Genomic DNA, 21,619 nt, shown 5'->3' with positions numbered 1-21,619 from the left:
GACCGGCTCCACGCACCAACGCACTGCAGTTCAGTCCGGTAGCGCAAACACGAACAACGCCGTCCCACGTGGCGCGCCGAACATCTCGGGCGCGAAGCCTTCCAGCCAGCCGCCCCAGCCGGTCGGGACGGCGATGTACTGCTTGCCGTTCACCGAGTACGTCACGGGATTGCTGTGGATGCCGTTGCCCGTCTGGTAGCGCCACAGCACCTCGCCCGTGCGCGCGTTCCAGGCGCTGAAATAACCGTTGGGCTCACCCGTGAATACCAGGTCGCCCGCGGTCGTCAGGATGGAGGCCACCATGGGGTGCGGCGCGCGCCACGACCACGCCTCGCGCCCGGTCATCGGGTCGATCGCCTTCACCTGGCCCCACTGCTCGCCCTTCACCTCGGCCTCGCCGCCCAGGTAGAACAGTCCCTCGCGGAACTCCACCGGCCGCACCCGGAACTCGGCGCACGCCTCGATGATGGGTGCGTAGAGCAGGCCGGTGCGCGGGTTGTACGCCGCGTGCGGCCACTCCTTGGCGCCCGCGGGACCGGGGCAGATCTCCGTGCCCTGCGGCGTGGGCTTCAGCCGCGGCGTCACGCGGCCGGCGCGGTCGATGTCGCCCCAGGTGGCGCGCGCGAAGGGCGTGACGGTCACCAGCTGGCCGTTGGTGCGGTCCAGCAGAAAGTAGTAGCCGTTCTTGTCGAAGTGGGCCAGCAGCTTCCGCCCGTCGCGATCGATCAGGATGTTCTCGTTCACCCCGTCGTAGTCCCACACGTCCGTGGGCGTCCACTGGTAGTGCCAGCGGGTGGTGCCGTCGTCCGGGTCGATGGCGACGACGGAGCTGGTATACAGGTTGGCGCCCGGGCGCTCGCGGTCGTCGAAGACGGGGCCGGGGTTACCCGTGCCCCAGTAGACCAGGTCCAGCTCCGGGTCGTACGTGCCGGTGATCCAGGCCGTGCCGCCGCCGCGCTCCCACGCATCGCCGCCGCCCCACGTCTCGATTCCGGGCTCGCCTGGGCGGGGCACGTTGTAGCGCCGCCAGATGCGCCGGCCCGTGTCGATGTCGAAGGCGTCCATGTGGCCGCGCACGCCGTACTCGGCGCCCGAGCTGCCCACGATCACCATGTTCTTCACCACCAGCGGTGCCATGGTGGCGCTCTCGCCCGCTCGCACGTCACCGAACACCTGCTCCCACACCTTTTGGCCGTTGGTGGCGTCGAGCGCGACGAGGTGCGCGTTCTGCGTGGCCACGATCACCTTGCCCTTCGCCACCGCCACGCCGCGGTTCACGTTGCCGCAGCAGAGGGGGACGTCCAGGGGAATCGCGTGCTGGTACTGCCACAGCACCTGCCCGGTGACGGCGTCGAGCGCCCACACGTAGCCGTCCCACCCGGAAACGAACATCACCCCGTCCACCACGATGGGCGCCGCCTCGAACGAGTAGGTGGCGGGGGTGGCGATCAGCCCGATGGGGGCGAACTGAAAGTTCCACGCGGGGCGCAGCCGCGACACGTTGGTCGTGTTCACCTGGTCCAGCGAGCTGAAGCGCTGGCCGTCGTACGCGCCGTAGTACGTCATCCAGTTCTGCGGCTCCGCCCGTGCGCGCGTCAGCCGGTCGCCGGTGACGGTGGCGGTGACGTTGGGGGCCGTGCCGCGGATGGCCTCGTTGTACGCGGGGAACGGTGCGGCGGTGCGGGTGACGGGATACTGCGGCCGCGGGCCCGCGCAGGCGGCGGCCGAAAGCGCCAGGACAGCGATGAATGCTGTACGCATCAGATGTCTCCTTTACGGCCGGCGCTGGCGGGGACGGTCCAGCTTGGCCTCGGGGGGCACTTCGCCCTCCACCAGCACCAGCCCCAGCATGCCGCGGGGTGCGTGGTTGGCGACGGGGCAGCCGAACCAGTACATGCCCGGTGCGTCCAGGCGAATGCGGGCGCGCCCGCGTGTCTGCATCGGCAGCATCATCGCCTGGCGGTTGCCGGAGTGCGGGAGCGTCACGGCGTGGTACGAGAAGGGGTCGTCGTTCTGGAACTCCAGCTCCAGCTCGCCGCCCTGTGGCACGACGATGATGGCGGGCTGCCAGATGTACTCGCCTGGCGGGATGCGCACGAACTGGCGATACACGCCGTCGGCGCCGCGCTCGGCGTGGCTCAGGCCGCCGTGGGCGAAGAGGCGGGCGACGATGGCCTCGTTGGGGTCTTCTACCTTCGGCAGGTAGTTGACCAAGTTCACCATCCGCGGGTTTAGCTGGCGGAGCACGCTGGGCCGCAGGAGCTTGACGTAGTTGCACGAGCTCAGCGATGCGCCCAGGAGCACGGCCGCCGCCACCTTCCCCAACGTTCCCACCCTCATGCGCCCCTCCCGAGGTTTTCGTGGCCCGGCGCACGTGCCAGCGCGCAGGGTGACAGGCGGCATTCATCCACGCGGGATTGATTGCCGGCCGCGCGGGGCCAGCAGGAACGCCCACGCACGCCGCCGCGGGTCACGCAGGGGTGCCCGAGCAGCGGATGGCGAGCCGCCCGCAGAGAATGTGCCGGGTTTGTCCAAGGCGGAAAAGCGTACGGAAGGCGTGATACGGCCTCCCGCAGACGCAGCGTCGGATGAGGGTATCCGAGAAAAGAGGGATGCGGCGCCGAGCGGCAGAGCAGGGGGAGTCGGCCCGCCACTCTCGGGGCGTGGCGTGCGGGTCAGCGGTCGCGGAGGGCGGCGTGCAGGGCGTCTTCGAGCGTGGGATGACGATAGGTGAAGCCGATCTCGCGCAGGCGCCGGGGCTCGGCGCGCTGGCCGGCGAGCAGCGCCTCGTCGGCCATCTGCCCGAACACCAGGCGCAGCCCGAAGCCAGGGACGGGGATCAACGCGGGGCGGTTGACGGCCCGGCCGAGCGTGGTGGTGAAATCGGCGTTGCGCACGCTGCCGGTGATGGCGTTCACGGGGCCGTGCAGCCGGTCGTCGCGGATGGCCGTCATCGCGATCTCCACCGCGTCGGGCAGCGAAAGCCAGGGCATCCACTGCCGCCCGCTGCCGATGGGCCCGCCGACTCCCATCTGGAAGGGCAGCAGAAGCCGCTGCAGCGCGCCACCCTTGCGGCTCAGCACCACGCCGAACCGCAGCTTCACCAGGCGGATGCCGGCCTGCTCGGCGGGTGCGGACGCGGCCTCCCACTGCCGTCCCACGTCCGCCAGGAAGCCGGTGCCGGGAGCGCTGGATTCGTCGACGGCCTCGTCCCCGCGATCACCGTAGATTCCCGTCGCCGACGCCTGCACCAGCACGCGCGGCTTCTGCTGCAGCCCTGAGATCGTCTGGGCGATCAGCCGCGTCCCGTTCACACGGCTTTCCATGATCTGCCGCTTCTTCTGCTCTGTCCACCGCGTGCCGACGTTCTCGCCAGCCAGGTGAACGACGGCATCCACCCCTTCGAGCGCCGCGGCGTCGATGGTCCCCGCGCCGGGGTCCCACATCACGTCACCCGGCCCGGCCTTGGCGCGCGAGCGGACCAGCCGCGCCACCGTGTGCCCCTCCGTCCGAAGCCGATCCACGAGTGCGGCGCCGATCAGGCCGGTGGAGCCGGTGATGGCCACGCGCATCGGCGGGGCGGGGGAGGTCGGCGTGTGATCAGTCATGGCTGCCATGCTAGGGAACAGGATGCGGGCCCGGGCTGGGCCGGGTGCAGGGCCCGGCTGGCGGTGCAATGCCCGGCTGGGACGGTGCAGGCTCCGGCTGGGTGGGTGCAGGTCCCGGCTCGCCCGGGCGAATGAATTCGCAGCAACAACCACACGATGTCCACCTTCGTGGACTACACGCCGCGTCGTGAGTTACAGTCTGGGGCGCGCCTCGGTACTTTCGCACTTTCGCACTCACGCACTTACCGCGCTTGCAGCTCTGCGAGCGGAATCACCTGCTCCAGGCGCGTCCGGCGCTCGTCGTCGCGGATGGTGAATCGCAGGGTGCGGGCCTGCCAGTCGATGTCGAGCACGCCGTAGTTGAGCGCCACCACCTTTTCGCCCACCCGATGCCGGTTTTCTTCGGGCCGGTCCTCGAGCCACGTGTGCGTCAGGCCGCTGGAGGTGATGTCGTATAGCGGATAGCCGGCTGCGCTTCCCTCCAGCTTCGAGATCTCGGCGATGTGCCGGTCGCCGCTGAGGAACACCACCCCCGGCGCGCGGGTCTCGGCGATCAGCCGGAACAGACGATTCCGTTCCGCGGGAAAGTTCGCCCACTTCTCGAACCGATGGTCCTGCGGCACCACCTGGATGCCGGACCCGATCAGGTTCACCTGCGCCCGGCTGTTCCGCAGCTCGCGCTCCAGCCACGCCCACTGCTCGTCTCCCAGGATGTCGCCACCCGAGCCGATGGTGTCGCGATGGAATCGGGTGTCCAGCAGGATCACCTTTACCTGGCGCCCGGGCGTGCCGTAGACGTACGACTCGTACACGCCGGCACGGGTACGGCGCGGGCTGTCAGCGGGCACGTCGAAAAAGTCGAGCAGGACCTGCTGGCTCTCGCGCCTGGCCGGAAACTCCTTGCCGCCGTTGTTCACCCCGTAGTCGTGGTCGTCCCACGTGCCGATGATAGACGCCGTGCCCAGCAGCGCCTGGTACCCCGGGTGCGACTTCTGGCGGGCGTACTTCCGGCGCATCACGGCCATGTCCGTCGTGTCGCCGTAGATGTTGTCGCCCAGCCACACCCACACGTCGGGATCGTCGGCGACCACGTGCTGCCAAAGCGGCTGTGGCCGGTCCTCGTCGCTGCACGACCCGAAGGCGATGCGCGACACCGCCCCCGACGTGGTCGCGGCGGTGGTCGCCGACGACGCGGTAGATGCTGGCGCGGGCGGCGGCGCTTGCGGGCCGGGTGATTCCACACACGCGGCTGCCGTGAGCGCGGTGAGCACGAGCAGACTGCGGATGTTGATCGTCGGCATCGTCAGGTTCGGTCCAGGGACGGTGCGGCTGTGAGTGTACTTCGGCCGGGGTTCGACTGGGCTCGGCGCATGCCGCGGCGGGCCCCTCCCCCGGCCCCTCCCCCCATGCTGCGCATGTGGAGAGGGGAGAAATTCGATCGGGGTTCGATTGGCTGCCTCGCATGCCTTGGTAGCCCCCTCCCCGGCCCTCTCCCCCGCTTCGCAGGGGAAAGGGAGAATTCGTTCGCGGTTCGGCTGGCGTCGTGCGCTCGACTGCGCGTGCAGTCCGCGAAGGCGGACTTTGGGCCGTGGTTGCCGCGACTTCAGTCGCCCCAGCCCAGCCGGGGCGAGCGCTCCCTACCCGCGTATCTCGTCGAGGATCTCGCCGATCACTCCCAACGCGTGATCCGCCTGCTCGTCCGTAAGCACGAAGGGCGGGGAGAAGGAGAGCACGTTTCCATGAATCCCCCCGCCTAGCAGCAGCAGCCCGCGGCGCAGTCCCTCCACCATCATCCACCCCGCCAGCTCCGGCGCGGGCTTGCGGGTGCCGCGGTCGCGCACCAGCTCCGCCCCGATCATCATCCCCCGCCCTCGCACTTCGCCCACGCGGGGATGGTCCGCCGTCATCTCCGCCAGCCGGGCCATCATCCGCGCCCCCAGCTCCGCCGACCGCTCCACCAGCCGCTCGTCCCGGAGCACGGCGATGGAAGCCAGCGCCGCGGCGCATCCTACGGGGTGGCCCAGGAACGTGGAGGTGTGGATCGCCTCACCCGTCGACACGGGCCAGGCGCCCATCACCGCGTCGGTGCCGATGCAGGCGGCAAATGGAAATCCGCCGGTGAGCCCTTTGCCCACCACCATCAGGTCCGGCACCACGCCCCAGTGCTCGCAGGCGAACCACCGCCCCGTGCGGCCAAAGCCGGTGTAGATCTCGTCTAGGATCAGCAGCAGCCCGCGCTCGTCGCAGATGCGGCGCAGGCCGGGGAGAAAGTCGTCCGGTGGCACCACGTCGCCGCCGCGGGCCTGGATGGGCTCCGCCAGGATGGCGCCGATCCCTTCGTGCGCGGTTCCTGGCGTGTCGAGCACGTGCTCGATGTACCGCAGCACCGCCGCCCCCACCTCCTCCGCGCCGCCACCGAAGGGTGAGCGGTAGGCGTAGGGATACGGGACGAACACGCCGGGCGCGCCCAGCTGCGATGAAAAGGGCGCGCGAAAGTCCTCGCGGCTGGAGACGGAGAGCGCGCGGTAGGTCAGGCCGTGGTAGCTGCCGTGGAATGCCAGGACGCGCGGCTTGCCGGTCGCCATGACGGCCGTCTTGAGCGCCGCCTCCACCGCCTCGGCCCCGGAGCTGGCCAGCACGCTGCGGGTGAGCCCGCCGGGCGCCACCTCGGCCAACGCGCGAAGCAGGTCTACCTTGATGGCCGGGGGATGGACGTCGCCCATTCCGTGCAGAAGCCGCCCCGCCTGGTCCTGGATCGCCCGCACGATGCGCGGATGAGCGTGCCCGGGCCCCGCCACCGCGAACGCGGACGTGAGGTCCACGTACACGTTTCCGTCCACGTCGCGCACGTTGGCGCCACGCGCTTCGTCCCAGAACACAGGGAAATCCGGCGCGCGATAGGTAACGTTGGGCGATTCGTAGCGCGCCAGCTCGTCGGACAGGCGCCGCGACGCCGGCCCCGGCGGCGGGACTGCGATGGAGGGGAGCGCGGTTCCGGACAGCGGCTCGGGCACGTGGCTCGGCTTCGTGGTTGATCGTGGCGTCCGCGGGGAGTTTGCCGATGTGTGCATCCCACGGCAAGAAGTGCGTGCTCGCGAACCAACGAGAACGGGCGCCGTGGATCACCACGACGCCCGTTCGGAGTTCTCCATGGCCGTAGAACTCAGACGGCTGATCCGGCGGCGTTGGCGAGGGATTCGGTCGGGCGCCGAAGCTTTTGCGTAAGGTCGGCGATCAGGATTTCGGTGAACGCCAGCGGCACCAGGTGCCCTTCTTCGCCCGCCTCGTCCTGGTAGGTGCCGAACGCGGCCTGGTCGTAGCTCTCCGGGAACCGGTCGCGTCCCCACGCATCCACCACCTCGCGGGGCAGGGTGCTGGCGACGCGCACCGTCAGGTCGCCGCCCTCGCCGTCCTCCATCGCCACGTGCGCGCCCAGGCTGTGGATTCCATCGCTGCGCACCGCGTCGGCCGCGGCGCGGCGAAGGACCAGCGTGGTCTGCACCTCGGAGTCGGGCGCCTCCCAGTCGGGAATCTCGTAGCGCACCACCAGGTCGGCGCGGTCGGCCTGGGGCAGCACGTACAGCTTGCTGTCTACCAGGTGGCGGGCGATGCTCTTGAGCACCTCGGCTTCGGTATAGCCGCGCGACTTGGTGTCGCGCCGAAGCTTCCACCGGAAGAGCAGGTCCGGCTCGGGATACAGGAACACCGCCAGGTCGTACACGGACCGCAGCTCGTCGGTGGGAAAGCCCAGCAGCCCGCGGGCGAGCACCACTTCCTCGGGCTCCAGCGTGCGCATGGGGCCAAAGCTGCCGTCGGTGTGGTCGTAGCTGCGGTTGCGCACCGGCCGCCCGCGCCGCAGCAGCTGCAGGTGCTCCTGCATCAGCGCCAGGTTGTGCACCAGCGGGTTCAGCGGCGTCAGCCCCAGCTCGTGGCGCTCGGCGCGGCTGTACCGGTGGTAATCGTCCAGTTCCAGCGTCGACACGCGCGCCGGGCCGATGAGCTCGCGGACGCCGCGGGCCACGGTGCTCTTGCCGCTGCCCGAGTCGCCGACGATGCCCAGGACGAACGGAAGGTGCCGCGGCGCGTCGCCCTGGAGGTCAGACATGCTTTGCCGCGCGTGGGCGCGCCGTGTGTTTGCCGGCCATGAACGGATCTCCGGATCAAGACGGGGTGAACGGGTATACTAGCGCGCACCCGCCGTTCGGGAAATAGGAAGGCGATCGGGCGAAAGCGGCGTTGCGGAAAATGGCCGCAGGGGCGCCGTCAGCCACGCCGATCACACTTGCTCTACCCGCTTGGATGCGCCACGGTCCCCGAACGCTGCATCCGCCCGCCAGGATCGTTGCCAATCCCGCGACGCCGCCGCATCGTCAACCAACGCGCACTGACGCACCAACGCACCCACGCATCTCCCAATGTCCTACTGCGACGCCGCGCCCGGCCATCCCGTCCACGGCCCCTATCACGATCACGAATACGGCTTTCCGCTGGAGGGGGACGATGAGCTGCTGGAGCGGCTGGCGCTGGAGATCAACCAGGCCGGGCTGTCGTGGCTGACGATCCTCAAGAAGCGCGACGCCTTCCGCGCCGCGTTCCACGGGTTCGACGTGGATCGGGTGGCGGCGTACGGTGACGAGGACCGCGCGCGCCTGCTGGCGGACGCCGGCATCATCCGCAACCGGCTGAAGGTGGACGCGGTGATCGAGAACGCCCGCCGAATCCAGCAGCTTCGCGCGGAGTACGGGGGATTCGCGGAATGGCTGAACGCGCACCATCCGCGGGAGAAGGCGGAGTGGGTGAAGCTGTTCAAAACGACGTTCCGCTTTACGGGCGGCGAGATCGTGGGCGAGTTCCTGATGAGCACCGGCTACCTTCGCGGCGCGCACACGCCCGAGTGCCCGGTCTACGCGCGAGTGCTCGCGGCGGGGCCGGCGTGGGCGGAAGTTCGGTCCGGGTGAGGCTGGATCGGGTGGGTGCGACGAGCGCCCCCCATCCCCAGCCCTTCCCCCGCAAACCCCGCGGGGGAAGGGAGCCAGCCCGGTGCCCCCTCTCCCGGCCTCTCCCCCGCAAACTGCGCGGGAGAGAGGAGAACGTCGATCGCGGTTCGACTGGGTGCCTCGCATGCCGCGGGTGGCCCCTCCCCCGACCCCTCCCCCGGCAAACTGCGCCGGGAGAGGGGAGAACTTCAGGTGGGGTTCGATGGGGTGCCGGTGCATGCCGCCAGAGCCCCCTCCCCCCGGCCCCCGTCCCCCGCTGCGCAGGGGAGGGGGAGACCTGAACCGCGCTCCGGCTGGCCTCGCGCACACCACTGCGCGAGCAGTCCGCGAAGGCGGACTTTGGGCCTTTGTTGCCGCGACTTTAGTCGCCCCAGCGGAGCCGGGGCCCCTGCTCTGTGGGCGCTGTCGTGCGCCAAACCCCCGAAGTGTACCCCCTCTCCCACGCTGTTTGTGGGAGAGGGTGGACGAGCCTAGGCGAGGACGGGTGAGGGCCCCACGGCAGCCGAGGCCCTCTGCATCCGTGACCGCTGCCGCGCCCTGGCTTGTACGTGCCCCAGGCTGGCTCCTTCGGCCCGCGGCGGGTGTGCTGCGGGCGAGTTCTGTGCGCTTGGGCCCTCTGGATGACAACTCGCGCTTCGAGCCCTCCAACCGGGCGCGGCATCAAATTTTCGTGCGACAAACCTGCGACATGCGCACACGCCTCCCGTGATCATCCACAACATCGTGGCGTTCCCCGGCGGGCAGGTCTAGCTTGATCCCGCCACTATGCGACCACCAGAGACTGGTTTCATGTCCCGCCCCCACCCGCCCACTCCCACTCCGCGCGAAGTCGCGGCCCTGCTGCAGGACGCCCGCGAGCGCACGCTGCTGCTGGTTTCGCCCGTCCCCGAGGCCGAGCTGATGAACCAGCACGACAAGCTCATGAGCCCCGTCGTGTGGGACATGGGCCACATCGCGCACTTCGAGGAGCTATGGCTGGTGCGCAACCTGGAGGGGCCGGTGCGCTTCGGCGAAATGCCGGGGATGTTCAACCCGTTCGAGAACCCCCGCTCCGTCCGCGGCCAGCTGGCGCTTCCCCGCCTGGCCGACACGCTGGACCACATGGCCTCCGTCCGCCGCACCGTGCTGGACCACGTGCAGGCGGGCGACGCCGGCCGCGCCGATCCCGGGCTGCTGGACGGCGGCTACGTCTACCGCATGGTCGCCCAGCACGAGTACCAGCACAATGAGACCATCCTGCAGGCCCTGCAGCTGAGGGGCGACGAAACGCGCTACCGAGCGCCGCGCGCCATCGCCACGCCGCGCGGGCGTCCGATGGCGGCTGACGACGACGGTATGGTCCGCTTTCCCGGCGGCACCGTGGAGATCGGCACGGACGACCGCACGGCGGCGTACGACAACGAGCGGCCGCGGCACGCGGTGGAGCTGGCGCCCTTCCGCATCGGCGCGTGGGCGGTGACCAACGGCGAGTTCGCGCGCTTCATCGAGGACGGCGGATACCAGGCGCGGGCCCTGTGGTCCGACGCGGGATGGAAGCACCGCGAGGACGCAGGGCTGGTGGCGCCGCAGTTCTGGGAGCGGCACGACGGCGCGTGGTGGACGCGGTCGATGGACCGCGAGATGGCCGTCGATCCCGACCGCCCCGTGTGCCACGTCTGCTGGTACGAGGCCGAGGCGTACTGCAACTGGGCCGGCAAGCGCCTGCTGACGGAGCACGAGTGGGAGGCGGCCGCGTCGTGGGATCCCGCATCCGCCACCAAGCGCACGTATCCCTGGGGCGACGAGCCGCCGACCGCGTTCGACGCCAACCTCGACCAGCTCTCGTTCGAGCCGGCGCAGACGGGCGCCTATCCGGGCAACCTGTCGCCCATCGGCTGCTACGGAATGATCGGCGACGTGTGGGAGTGGACGTCCAGCGACTTCGCGCCCTGGCCCGGCTATCAGACGTTTCCCTATCCCGAGTACAGCGAGGTGTTCTTCGGCCCCGACTACAAGGTGCTGCGCGGCGGATCGTGGGCCACGCGGCCGGGCGCCATCCGCAACACCTTCCGCAACTGGGACTACCCCATCCGGCGACAGATCTTCAGCGGCTTCCGGGTGGCGCAGGATGACTGACGTCGCCCTCCCGCCCTCCCCGGCCGTGGATGCCACCGCCGTGCGCGCCGTGGCGGATGGATTGTCGCGCCCGCGGAAGGAGCTGCCGCCGCGCTTCTTTTACGACGAGCACGGCTCGCGACTGTTCGAGGAGATCACCCGGCTTCCCGAATACTACCTGACGCGCACCGAGCGGACACTCTTGGCGCGCTGGATGCCCGTGTGGGTCGCCGCGCTGAAGCCCCGAGCCCTCATCGAACTGGGGGCCGGCAGCGCGGAAAAGACACGCATCGTGCTGGACGCGATCAGCGCGGCGGCGGATTCGTCCGTTTACGTGCCGGTGGACGTGAGCGCCGAGTTCCTGGACGAGTCGGCCGGGCGGATCGGCCGCGACTATCCATCCATCCAGGTCGTGCCGGTGGTGGCGGATTTTACGGACGCGTTCGCCCTTCCGGATGGATTGCCCGCGCCGGCGATGCACGCGTTCCTGGGCAGCACCATCGGCAACTTCGCGCCGGACGACGCGGTGGCCCTCCTGCGGCGGGTGCGCGAGCGGATGAGCGGGGGCGACCGGTTCCTGATGGGCGTAGACCTGCGCAAGGACCCCGCGGTGATCGAGGCGGCCTACAACGATGCAGCGGGGGTGACAGCCGCGTTCAACCGCAACATGCTGCGCGTGGTCAACGCCCAGGCGGGGGCGGACTTCGACGTGGACGCCTGGGAGCACCGGGCGTCGTACAATGCGGTGGACCACTGGATCGAGATGCACCTGGTGGCGCTTCGAGAGCAAGTGGTGGCCGTGCCCGGTGCCGGCACGTTCTCCTTCACGGCGGGCGAAACCATCCGCACCGAGATTTCCGCCAAGCACGACCGCGGCAGTGTGGATGCGATGTTCGCCGCGTCGGGGCTGCGAGTGGACGAGTGGACGACGGACGACGACGCGCTCTACGCGCTGGTGCTGGCGTCACCGGTGGGGTGAGCGGAGCGATGACGCTGGACCGCGCCGCCCTGCTCTCCGACCTGCGTGAAAACTCGTTCGCGCTGTCGCCCGCCCGTTCCGTCCCGCGCCCGCGCATCGGCGCGGAGGTGGAGCTGATCCCTGTCTCCGCCGAAAGCGGGGTGCAGGTGCCCATCCAGGCGGCGGACGGGCCCTCCACGCTGCCGCTCCTCCGCCAGTTTGCCGAGCGCCACTGCTGGCGCGAAGAGCCCAGTTCGTACGGCGTCCCCAGGTTCGTCCTCCCCGACGGCGGGATCATCACGTACGAGCCGGGCGGGCAGATCGAGTTGAGCGCCCCGGCCTTGCCGTCCGCGACGGCGTTGGTCCAGGGCCTTCGCGCCGCCGTCGCGCCGCTGACCCGGGAGATGCGGGAGGAGGGCGTGGAACTGCTGTCCGTGGGCATCGAGCCGCGGAACGGGCTCGAGACGGTGCCGCTGCAGCTGCCTGGCGCGCGCTACGTGCGGATGACGGAGTTCATGCAGTCGCTCGGCACCGGCGGCGAGCGGATGATGCGGCAGACCGCCGCCATGCAGGTGAGCCTGGACTTCGGGGCGGATCCGCTCGCGCGCTGGCGGGTGTGGAACGCCATGGCGCCGTACGTCACCGCCATCTTCGCCAGCTCGCCCGTCTACCGCGGCGAGCCGACCGGGGACCGCAGCTTTCGCGCGCGGGTGTGGCGCGAGCTGGACGGGGGCCGCACCGGGTGCTTCGCCTGTGACGACCCCGTGGCCGAGTACCTGGACTTCGCCCTGCGGGCGCCGATGGTGATGTCACCCGGCCCGGGCTTCCTTTCGTTCGACGAGTGGAACCGGCGCGGGTGCGTGCGGATGGAAGACTGGCACCTGCACCTGACCACGCTCTTTCCCGAGGTGCGCCCCAAAGGCTTCGCCGAGGTCCGCTCGGCCGACGTCGTGGCGCCGGAGTGGTACGCCGCGCCCTTGGTTCTGCTGGCCGGCATCGCCTATCACGCCCCCAGCCTGCATGCCGCCGCCGATCTCCTCGGCGACCCCGATCCCGCGCTGCTTGTCGGGGCTGGGCGCGACGGGCTCTCCGACCCGCGCATTGCCGCGACCGCCGCGGAGCTGGCCGGCATCGCGCTTTCCGGCGCCGCGGCGATGCCCGCGTTCTTCGGCGGAGAGGACATCGACGAAGCCGCCGAGTTCTTCGCCCGCTACACGCGCCAGGCGCGCTCCCCCGCGGACGACATCCTCGACGCGATCGCCGGCTCCATCCCCGCCTGACGGCCGCACGCAAACGATGTTCGCCGGGCCGGAACCCGGCTGGTGCGTCCGGGTACGCCGCACGCCAGCGTTGTACTCCCGGTCGCAATCCCCGCCTTTGCCGTCCCCCCGAACACCACACACATGAAGATCCTGCGGATCGCCGCGGCCGTGCTCGTTTGCGCAACGACGGCAGCAACCCTGTCGCCCGCCGTCCACGCGCAGACGACGGGCACCCCCCATGCCCAGGGCACGGCCGTTCGCGTGTACCTGGACTGCAGCGGGTTCTACTGCGACCGCGACTTCTTTCAGACGGAGATCGCGTTCGTCACCCACGTGCGCGACCGCGGCGACGCCGAGGTGCACGTGCTGATCACCAGCCAGGAGACGGGGGCGGGGGGCAGCGCCTACACCCTGGCCTTTCTGGGCCAGGGCAGGTACGCGGGGGTGAACTCCACGCTCACGTACAACAGCGAGCCCAATGCCTCGGAAGAGGCGCGCCGGTCCGGGCTCGCCGGGGCCATCAAGCTGGGGCTGGTGCGCTACGCCGCCGAGACGCCGCAAGCCGCCAACCTGCGCGTAACGTACACCGCGCCGGACTCGCCGAAGGCCGCAGCGCCGGCGCGCGACCCGTGGAACCACTGGACCATGCAGGTGAGCGGGCGCACGTTCCTGAATGGCGAGCAGACGTACTCCAGCCGCAACCTGTACGGATCGCTGAGCGCGTCCCGGATCACCGAGCAGTGGAAGCTGAGGCTTTCCCTGAACGGCAGCGAGAGCGAAACGCGGTTCGAGATCGATTCCGCCACGGTGTTCACCAACGCGCAGTCCGGCCGTGGCCTGGACGTTCTCGCGGTCCGCAGCCTGGGCGCACACGTTTCGGCGGGCATCACCGGCTCCGCGTCGCGGTCCACCTACTACAACCAGGACATGGCGGTCCGCATTGCCCCGGCCATCGAGTACAACTTGTTTCCGTACTCCGAGTCCACCCGGCGCCAGCTGACCGCCCGCTATTCGGTGGGCCCCGCGTGGTACGACTACCTGGAGCGCACCGTCTTCGAGCGCACGGAAGAGGGGCGCGTGCAGCAGATGCTGCGGGTTGGCGCGGTGGCGCGACAGCCGTGGGGCAGCATCGACGTGGGGGCGGCGGCGGGGAGCTTTCTGGACAATTTCGCCCAGAACCGCTTTCAGCTGGGGGGCCAGGTAGAGCTGAACCTGATGCGCGGGCTGTCGCTGGACCTGAGCGGCTCCTACAACCGCCTCCGCGACCAGATCTACCTGGCGGCCGGCGAGGCGACGGACGAGGAGGTGCTGCTTCGCCGGCGGCAGCTGGCGACCGGCTTTCAGTACTTCATGACGATGGGAGTGTCGTATACCTTCGGCTCTCGCGTCAGCCCCGTGGTGAACCCGCGATTCAGCGGGGGCGGTGCCGGCTGGATCGACTGATGCCCGCGCCGGATTCGTCCGGACGCTTCCGGGCACATCAGCTGATGTCCGCCGTGCGACTCGCAGCCGCGCTCGTAATCGCCCTGTCGGGCAGCGGATGCGCGGCCGCCGACGCGGCCGATGCGCCGATTGCCATCACACACGTGGTGGTGATCGATGGCACCGGCGCGCCTGCGCGGGTGGACCAGACCGTCGTCGTGGTTGGCGGCCGCATCGCCGCCGTGGGGCCGAGCGCGTCCACGGCGGTGCCGCGCGGCGCCAGGCGCATCGACGGGCGCGGGCGGTGGCTGATCCCCGGGCTGTGGGACATGCACGTCCACGCCTTTGGCAACGAGTTTCCGGACTTCGCCGCGCCGCTCCTGCTGGCGCATGGCGTGACCGGGGCGCGCGACATGGGCTTTTACGTCGACAGCGCGCGGTTCTGGACGGGCGAGGTGCGCGCGGGGCGGCTGGCCGGCCCGCGGATGGTGATTGGCGGGCGGCTGGACGGGCCCGCCAACCGCACCCCGTGGGTGGCGCACGCCGCCACGGCGGACGAGGCGCGGCGGGCGGTCGATTCGCTCGTGGCCGCCGGCGCGGACTTCATCAAGATGTACTCCAGGGTGCCTCGCGATGCGTACTTCGCCGCGGCGGACCAGGCGCGGCGGCGCGGGGTGAAGATGGCCGGCCACGTCCCCCACGGCGTGAGCACGCGCGAAGCGGCCCGGCACCAGGACGGTATGGAGCACGAGGACGACCTGATGCGCGCCTGCTCCTCCGAGGACGAGGCGCTGCGGCGCGAACTCGCCGAGGCGCCGCCCGACGCGCCGCCGGCGCTCCAGCTTGCGACCATCCGCGACCACGCGCGCCGCATGCGGGCCACGTACGATCCCGCGCGTTGTGCCGCCGTGATCAGCATGCTGGCGCACTCCGGCACCGCCCTGACGCCCACCCTGGCCGTCTACCAGCCGTACATGGCCCGGGGCGACACCTCGGTGATGCACCCGTCGGCGCACCGCTACGTTCCGGGCCCCATGCTGGCCCTGTGGCGTACCCGCCTCCAGCGCGCCGAGCCTAGCGACACCTCCACCGTCGCCGCCTTCTTCAGCCTGGAGCGCACGGGCGAGATGCATCGTGCGGGTGTGCGGCTGCTGGCGGGGACGGACGCGCCGCTCCCCTATCTGGTCCCCGGCCTGTCGCTGCACGACGAGCTGGCGCTGCTCGTACGCGCGGGGCTCACGCCCATGGAGGCGCTGCGGACGGCGACGTACAACCCGGCCGCCTACCTGGGCGCGCTCGACTCGCTCGGCACCATCCGGCCCGGCAGGCTGGCCGATCTCGTGCTGCTGGATGCGGATCCACTTTCCGACATCCGCAACACACGCCGCATCCACACCGTCATCGCGAACGGGCGCGTGGTCGACCGCGCCGCGCTCTTCCGCCGCGCGGAGGAGTACGCGCGCCGCTCCGGGCACGGGAACCGCAGGTAATCCATCTGTCCGATTGCGATTCCCCGTTCCCGGCGGCCCGTGTTCCTCCAGGTCATCTCCTTTGTCGGCGCGCTGTTGATCCTGGGCGCGTACTTTTCGTACCAGCGCGGCTGGATGGGGCGGGAAAACCGATGGTACTCGGCGATGAACCTGGTGGGAGGGGCGCTGCTGGCCTGGGTGGCCACCATCGACCAGCGATGGGGGTTCGTGCTGCTGGAGGGAACGTGGGCGCTGCTCTCCATCCCGCCGCTCATCAAGCCACCGAAGCCGCCACCGCCCGCACGCGCAAGTGCCGGTGGTGCAACGAGTTTCGGCAATCATGATCCTTGACGGGAGCCGCCGGACCGTGTTCTGTAGGGTGCATGGGCACCGTACATCGCGAATCCGGCTTCACGTTCCGCATCTGGTCTGAAGACCACGAGCCTCCCCACGTTCACGTGTGGAAAGGGGGCCGGCAGATGCTGATCAACCTTTCACCCGTCGGAGTTCGGAACAGGCGAGGAATGAAGGACAACGATGCGATGCGTGCGCTCGCAATCGTCCAGAGGGAGCGCGAGAAGATGCTACGCAACTGGAGGGAGATCCATGGCACGTGAGAGGCGGCTGACGAAGGCTGAGATCCTGGAGCAGCTTGCCGCTGCCGACGCGAGGACCGCTGAAGCCGACCGCACTGAGCCACGCGCGCGCGCAGCGACGTTCGATCCGGTAACCAGGCGCGTACGCATCGAGTTGAAGAACGGGTGTGCGTACGAGTTCCCGGCAGACCTGTGTCAGGGCCTGCGGGGCGTCTCCGGCGACGTTCTCTCACAGGTTGAGGTTTACCCGTATGGTATCGGCCTGCGGTGGGACGCCTTGGATATCGACTTCAGCATCCCAGGGCTTGTGGCGGGCAGGTTCGGCAACAAGGCGTGGATGCGGCAGATCGAGAGCGAGTTGGCCGACAAGGACAGTGCGGCTGAATCCACTCCCAAGGCCAACGTTACGACTGCGACCACGAAAGCGACACGCCGTGTGCCCCGCGGGCGTAAGGCCGAAACCGATCCGGCAGCGGCGGCTTGAATCCGCGGCCGTGTGGGAGGCGATTGCATGGCGGCTAGAAAGCGGTTTTCCAAAGCTGAAGTGCTGGCGCAGATCGCCGAGGCCGATGCGAGAACTGCGGAAGAGGACCGGACCGAGCCGCGCGCTCGCGCTGCTTCGTTCGATCCGGCCACGAGGCGCGTGCGCATCGAACTGAAGAACGGCAGCGCATACGAGTTCCCGGCCGATCTGGGGCAGGGTTTGCGCGGTGCCTCCGCCGACGACTTGGCGCAGATCCAGGTCTTTCCCGGCGGCATCGGTTTACGCTGGGATACGCTCGACGTAGATCTGAGCGTCACCGGGTTAGTCTCGGGCGTGTTCGGCACGCGCCGATGGATGCGGCAGATCGAGAGCGAGATGTCGGACCGGGACACGCAGGCTCGGTCCGGTGTCGCGGGTTGAACGAAAGCGGGCCCCCGCCAGTGCGAGGGGCCCGCGTCTCGATCCACACAGCGTGGATGTCAGTCCTCGACCAGGTACGCGATTCCCCAGGCGCCCTCGCCCGCGTGCGTGCCGAAGATGGGCGTTCCCGCCATCGTCACCACCTCCGCGTCCTTGCCGTAGCGGGCGCGGATCTCCCGCGTGACCGGCGCCAGCACCTCGTGCGCGCCGATGTGCATGATGCCGAAGCGCATCTTCTTCGCCCCGCGGGGCACCTTGCGCTCCAGCACCTCCAGCATCCGAGGCATCATGTTCTTGCGCCCGCGCACCTTGTCGATGGGCACCAGCTTGCCCGCCGCGTCGATGTCAAGCACCGGCTTGATGTCGAGCAGGCTGCCCAGCCACGCCTTGCCGCGCCCCACCCGCCCCGACGCCAGCGCCCGCTCGAAGGTGTCGAGCACGATGAAGAAGCCCGACTGCGCGCGGATGCGCTCCAGCTCGGCGACGATGCGCTCCGGCGTCCACCCCATCTCGCCCAACTCGCTGGCCTTGAGCGCCAGCAGCCCCTGCAGCAGCGAGCCACCCTTGCTGTCGAACAGGTGGATCGGAACGTCGTCGCCCTCGGCCCGGTGCTTGAGCGCCGCCTGGGCAGAGGCGTAGGTGCCGGACAGCGCCGACGAAAGGAGGACGGCCACCACGCTCTCGCCCTCCTCCGCGGCGCGCCGGAAGCCCTCGATGAAGGCCGCGGGCGCGGGCTGCGAGGTGCTGGGGTGCGCCCCCGTCTTCAGCTGCTCCACGAACTCCTCGGCCGAGATGTCGAGCCGGTCGCGCAGTACCCGGTCTTCGAAGATCAGGTTCAGCGGCACCAGGTGCATGCCGTGGGCGCGGATGATCTCGTCGGGGAGGTCGCAGGCGCTGTCGACCACGATGGAGATGGGGCGGCGGGCCAACCGCATGTGCCCCGTCGCCGCACGCTCCGCTACGGCGTGCTGGGCCTGCATGTCTTCCGCCTTCTTCGTCGCCAGCTCGCCGAAGCCACGCAGGTACGCGAACACCGCCTCGGGCTCGTCGGTGTGCACGTGCACCTTCAGCAGGTCGTTGCTGCGGATGACCACCAGCGAGTCGCCCCGCTCGCGCAGCCACGCCGACACCGTCTCCTGCGTGGGCAGCTCGCTGCCGCGCACCAGCGCCTCGGTGCAGAAGCGGTACTGCTCGCTGGCCGCCGAGTACTCCGCCTGGGCAGCCGCGAACACCGCCGGCTCCGCGCCGAACTCCGGCGTTTCGTCCAGCGCCACCAGCGGGTCGCCCGCCAGGTAGCCGGCGATCCCCTCCAGGATGTGCACGAAGCCCTTGGCCCCGGCGTCCACCACGCCCGACGCCTTGAGCTGGGGAAGCAGCTCGGGAGTGTTGGCCAGCGCCTCGCGCGCCTTGATCAGCAGGCGCTCGAACAACACCACGAAGTCCGAATCCCGCAGCCGCTCGGCCTCGTCGGCGATGGCGCGCATGATGGTGATCATGGTGCCCTCCACCGGCTTTTCCAGCGCGCGGTACACGTGCTCCGTGGCGCTGCGCAGCACCTGGCCGAATTCGGCCACCGTCAGCCGCACGCGGTCGCCGATGGCGTCGGCCATCCCCAGCAGGAAGTGCGAGAGGATCATCCCGCAGTTGCCGCGCGCGCCCATGATGCCGGCCTGCGCCGCGGCCTTGGCCACGGCGCCGACGGACGTGTCCGTGCTTCGGCGCAGGTGGTCGGCGATGGAGCTGACGGTGAGCGCCAGGTTGGTGCCCGTGTCTCCGTCCGGAACGGGAAAGACGTTGATGCGGTTGAGGTCCGCGCGGTGGCGCTGAACGTACTCCGCCGACATGATCAGGGCGCCGCGCAGGCCGCTCCCGTCCAGGTAGTTGACAGCAGTCATGCGGGAGATGTCTCTAGTCCGGTTGGCGCGTTCGGCGGCGCGTGGCGGTGCGGCCGGGCGTGGGTGTGCGCCGCATAGTGCGCCCGGTGCGGCACGGATGCAAGGGGCGGGCACGGTTGTCGCCGTACCCGCTCTCGCCAGGCCCGGCCGTCCGGCGATACCATGCACGCCCGGGAACCCGCGTTCTCCGCATCAGCCCAACACCATGCCCACACACATCATCGGCGCCCACACGGTCGACAACGGCGGCATCCACATGACCGCGCTCCGCGCCGGCAGCGCGGGGATGAAGGCGCTGCAGTGCTTTACCGCCATCCCCAAGTTCTACGGCGACAAGAGCACCATCAAGCCCGAGCGGGTGGAGCGGTTTCGCCGCGCGCTCGACGAGGCGGGGATCGAGCCGCGCAACGTGGTCGTTCATGCGGCGTACGTGCTGTCCGTCGCCACGGCAGAGCCCGACAAGTGGGTGCGCGCCGCGGCCGGGCTGGCCAAGGAGATGGAGCGATCCAACGCGCTGGGGGTAGGCGCCGTGTGCTTCCATCCCGGGTCCGCCACCGACGGTGATCCCAAGGCGGCCGCCGAGCGGGTGGCCAAGGCCATCACCCAGGCGCTGAAGTCGGTGGACGGCCCCACGCGCCTCCTCGTCGAGAATACGGCGGGGGCGGGCAAGACCGTCGGCCGCACGGCCGAGGAGGTGGCCGACATCCTGCGGCACGTGCCCGACGAGCTGCGCGGGCGCACCGGCTACGGGCTCGACACCTGTCACCTGTTCGCCTCCGGCTGGGCCATCCACGAATCGGCCCAAAAGCTGCGGGAGATTCTGGACGAGTGGGAGCAGACCACGGGCGAGCGCCCGGGCTTCTTCCACCTGAACGACAGCGAGGGCGCGTTCGCCAGCAACCGCGACCGGCACATGCTGCTGGGCGACGGGCAGATCGGCGCCGAGCCCTTCCGCTGGCTGCTGGCCGACCCGCGCAGTCAGGGGATTCCGCTGATCCTGGAAACGCCGCAGCAGAACTACGACATCGGCGATGACGATTCCTCGGCCGATCCGTACGACCTGCGGATGATGGAGCTGCTCACGGGCTTTCTGAAGAAGGAGAAATAGCCATGCGATCGACTGTCTTCGCTGCACCGCTGCTGCTGGCCGCATGCATGACGATTCCGATCGGTGCGCCGCCCGCGGGGGGCAGCGCGGGGACCACGGGCACCACGAGCGGCGCCGCCGCGGGAGGTTCGGCGATGGGGCAGGCGGAGGTGCAGCTGATGGAGCAGCTCGTCAACCGCCACCGCGCGTCCGTCGGCTGCCGGCCGCTGGCGCCGCTGGCCGGGGCCGCGCGCGCGGCCCAGCTTCACAGCGAAGACATGGCGGGCCGCGACTACTTCGACCACAGGTCGCCGGACGGCAGGCGGCTGCAGGACCGGCTGGCGGCCCAGGGTGTCGGCTACCGCATGGCGGCCGAAAACATCGCCCACACGCCCGGCGCCACCCCGGACGCCACGCTGCGCGGGTGGATCGAGAGCCCGGGGCACCGCCGCAACCTGGAAGACTGCGCGTACACCCACCACGGCGTCGGGCTGAGCAACGCGCGGTGGACGCACGTCTTCGTCACCCCTCCCTGAACCGATGAGCGACGCCGTCCGCCAGCGGCGCGAAGTCCGCCGCCGCTTCCTCGAGTTCCTGTACCGCGCGTCGGAAGAGGAGGCCAGCGAGTACCGCGACGGCTACGAGGTGGCCGAGGAGCTGGAGATCCCCCGGCAGGACGCGGAGCGCATCGTCCGCTACCTGGAGGACCACGGCTTCGTCACCAAGAGCGGGGGGATGGGGATGGTCGTGCGCATCACGGCGCAGGGCATCGACCACGTGGAGCGGACGCTTGCGGGCGAGGACGACGCGTGATCCTGACCACCCTGGCGGATTCCGCCGCGTACGAGGTGCTGGGAAGCCGCGTCGCGGCAGGATTGAGGTGGCTGCGGGACATGGACCCCGCGATCGGGGACGGGCGCCACGCCATCGACGGGGACGACGTGTTCGCGCTGGTGTCGTCGTACCAGACCGGCCCGTCCACTGAAAAGCGCTTCGAGTCGCACCGCGTGTACGTGGACCTTCAGTACGTCGCCGCCGGCCACGAGCGCATCCTTCACGCGCCGGTGGACGCGCTGGCGGTGGAGACGCCGTATGATCCCGCCACGGACGTGGTGTTCTACGCCGAGCCGCCCTTCGCCAGCTCGCTGCTGATGCGGCCGGGCGACCTGGCCGTCTTCCATCCCGGTGACGGCCACAAGCCCGGGTGCATGGCCGGGGGCCGGCACGAGGTGAAGAAGGTGGTGGTGAAGGTGGCGCTCAAGTAGTGTGACCCCACGGGAGACTGAAGTCGCTGCAACGACCACACGAAGTCCGCCTGCGCGGACTG

General features: G+C 70.0%; 21 protein-coding genes. 14 read left to right on the top strand and 7 right to left on the bottom strand.

From position 1 onward, the window contains the following. Window positions 1-30: 30 nt before the first annotated feature. The 6 genes from VF632_RS26745 to VF632_RS26720 form a co-directional block, all read right to left on the bottom strand. Window positions 31-1,761, bottom strand: coding sequence for a PQQ-dependent dehydrogenase, methanol/ethanol family (locus VF632_RS26745; protein WP_331026019.1), 1,731 nt, complete (start codon window positions 1,759-1,761; stop codon window positions 31-33). 12 nt (window positions 1,762-1,773) lie between these two features. Next, entirely contained in the window at window positions 1,774-2,340 is a 567-nt protein-coding gene (locus VF632_RS26740; RefSeq protein ID WP_331026018.1) for an MSMEG_3727 family PQQ-associated protein, read from the bottom strand. 335 nt (window positions 2,341-2,675) lie between these two features. Further along, on the bottom strand, window positions 2,676-3,608 hold the full coding sequence (locus VF632_RS26735) for a TIGR01777 family oxidoreductase (protein ID WP_331026017.1): 933 nt from the start codon (window positions 3,606-3,608) through the stop codon (window positions 2,676-2,678). Between the two features lie 242 nt (window positions 3,609-3,850). Then, window positions 3,851-4,909: an alkaline phosphatase D family protein gene (locus VF632_RS26730; protein ID WP_331026016.1), complete on the bottom strand. Its 1,059-nt coding sequence runs from the start codon at window positions 4,907-4,909 to the stop codon at window positions 3,851-3,853. A 336-nt stretch (window positions 4,910-5,245) separates the two neighbouring features. Next, the gene (locus VF632_RS26725) at window positions 5,246-6,622 is read right to left on the bottom strand and encodes an aspartate aminotransferase family protein (protein WP_331026015.1); all 1,377 of its coding nucleotides are present in this window, start codon (window positions 6,620-6,622) and stop codon (window positions 5,246-5,248) included. A gap of 149 nt (window positions 6,623-6,771) precedes the next feature. Continuing rightward, a complete protein-coding gene (locus tag VF632_RS26720; protein WP_331026014.1) occupies window positions 6,772-7,713 on the bottom strand; it encodes a hypothetical protein in 942 nt (313 codons plus the stop codon). Between the two features lie 310 nt (window positions 7,714-8,023). Between VF632_RS26720 and VF632_RS26715 the strand changes: the two genes are divergently transcribed. From VF632_RS26715 to VF632_RS26675, 10 genes are all read left to right on the top strand, one after another. Further along, complete coding sequence (locus VF632_RS26715; protein WP_331026013.1) at window positions 8,024-8,566, top strand: DNA-3-methyladenine glycosylase I; 543 nt, start codon at window positions 8,024-8,026, stop codon at window positions 8,564-8,566. 828 nt (window positions 8,567-9,394) lie between these two features. Then, window positions 9,395-10,720, top strand: coding sequence for an ergothioneine biosynthesis protein EgtB (gene egtB / locus VF632_RS26710; protein WP_331026012.1), 1,326 nt, complete (start codon window positions 9,395-9,397; stop codon window positions 10,718-10,720). After that, entirely contained in the window at window positions 10,713-11,678 is a 966-nt protein-coding gene (egtD, locus tag VF632_RS26705) for an L-histidine N(alpha)-methyltransferase (RefSeq protein WP_331026011.1), read from the top strand. Before egtB ends, egtD begins: the two co-directional genes overlap by 8 nt. Window positions 11,679-11,686: 8 nt before the next feature. After that, window positions 11,687-12,937: a glutamate-cysteine ligase family protein gene (locus tag VF632_RS26700; protein WP_331026010.1), complete on the top strand. Its 1,251-nt coding sequence runs from the start codon at window positions 11,687-11,689 to the stop codon at window positions 12,935-12,937. A gap of 123 nt (window positions 12,938-13,060) precedes the next feature. Beyond that, window positions 13,061-14,362 (top strand): hypothetical protein, encoded by a 1,302-nt coding sequence (locus VF632_RS26695; RefSeq protein ID WP_331026009.1) that lies wholly within the window; start codon window positions 13,061-13,063, stop codon window positions 14,360-14,362. Window positions 14,363-14,415: 53 nt separating this feature from the next. Continuing rightward, on the top strand, window positions 14,416-15,831 hold the full coding sequence (locus VF632_RS26690) for an amidohydrolase family protein (protein WP_331026008.1): 1,416 nt from the start codon (window positions 14,416-14,418) through the stop codon (window positions 15,829-15,831). A 39-nt stretch (window positions 15,832-15,870) separates the two neighbouring features. Beyond that, window positions 15,871-16,161 carry a CBU_0592 family membrane protein gene (locus VF632_RS26685; protein WP_331026007.1) on the top strand — a complete coding sequence of 97 codons (291 nt, stop codon included), beginning with the start codon at window positions 15,871-15,873 and terminating at the stop codon, window positions 16,159-16,161. Between the two features lie 32 nt (window positions 16,162-16,193). Then, the gene (locus VF632_RS28340; RefSeq protein ID WP_414682917.1) at window positions 16,194-16,427 is read left to right on the top strand and encodes a DUF4160 domain-containing protein; all 234 of its coding nucleotides are present in this window, start codon (window positions 16,194-16,196) and stop codon (window positions 16,425-16,427) included. Beyond that, complete coding sequence (locus tag VF632_RS26680) at window positions 16,417-16,890, top strand: DUF2442 domain-containing protein (protein ID WP_331026006.1); 474 nt, start codon at window positions 16,417-16,419, stop codon at window positions 16,888-16,890. The genes VF632_RS28340 and VF632_RS26680 overlap by 11 nt, the downstream gene beginning before the upstream one ends. A 27-nt stretch (window positions 16,891-16,917) precedes the next feature. Then, window positions 16,918-17,310, top strand: coding sequence for a DUF2442 domain-containing protein (locus tag VF632_RS26675; RefSeq protein WP_331026005.1), 393 nt, complete (start codon window positions 16,918-16,920; stop codon window positions 17,308-17,310). Window positions 17,311-17,369: 59 nt separating this feature from the next. Here the strand turns inward: VF632_RS26675 and VF632_RS26670 are convergent, their stop codons facing one another. After that, window positions 17,370-19,205 carry a DegV family protein gene (locus VF632_RS26670; RefSeq protein ID WP_331026004.1) on the bottom strand — a complete coding sequence of 612 codons (1,836 nt, stop codon included), beginning with the start codon at window positions 19,203-19,205 and terminating at the stop codon, window positions 17,370-17,372. 205 nt (window positions 19,206-19,410) lie between these two features. Here VF632_RS26670 and VF632_RS26665 point away from each other — a divergent pair, with 205 nt between their 5' ends. The 4 genes from VF632_RS26665 to VF632_RS26650 are packed head-to-tail and all read left to right on the top strand — an operon-like array spanning window position 19,411 to window position 21,557. After that, complete coding sequence (locus VF632_RS26665) at window positions 19,411-20,313, top strand: deoxyribonuclease IV (RefSeq protein ID WP_331026003.1); 903 nt, start codon at window positions 19,411-19,413, stop codon at window positions 20,311-20,313. A gap of 2 nt (window positions 20,314-20,315) precedes the next feature. After that, the gene (locus tag VF632_RS26660; RefSeq protein ID WP_331026002.1) at window positions 20,316-20,828 is read left to right on the top strand and encodes a CAP domain-containing protein; all 513 of its coding nucleotides are present in this window, start codon (window positions 20,316-20,318) and stop codon (window positions 20,826-20,828) included. A 4-nt stretch (window positions 20,829-20,832) separates the two neighbouring features. Then, window positions 20,833-21,105 (top strand): hypothetical protein, encoded by a 273-nt coding sequence (locus tag VF632_RS26655; protein WP_331026001.1) that lies wholly within the window; start codon window positions 20,833-20,835, stop codon window positions 21,103-21,105. Next, window positions 21,102-21,557: a YhcH/YjgK/YiaL family protein gene (locus tag VF632_RS26650; RefSeq protein ID WP_331026000.1), complete on the top strand. Its 456-nt coding sequence runs from the start codon at window positions 21,102-21,104 to the stop codon at window positions 21,555-21,557. Before VF632_RS26655 ends, VF632_RS26650 begins: the two co-directional genes overlap by 4 nt. Window positions 21,558-21,619: the final 62 nt, after the last annotated feature.

It is taken from the genome of Longimicrobium sp. (genome assembly GCF_036388275.1).
In the GTDB taxonomy this organism is placed as follows: Bacteria; Gemmatimonadota; Gemmatimonadetes; order Longimicrobiales; family Longimicrobiaceae; genus Longimicrobium.
This window is presented reverse-complemented; position numbering and strand designations above follow the sequence as displayed.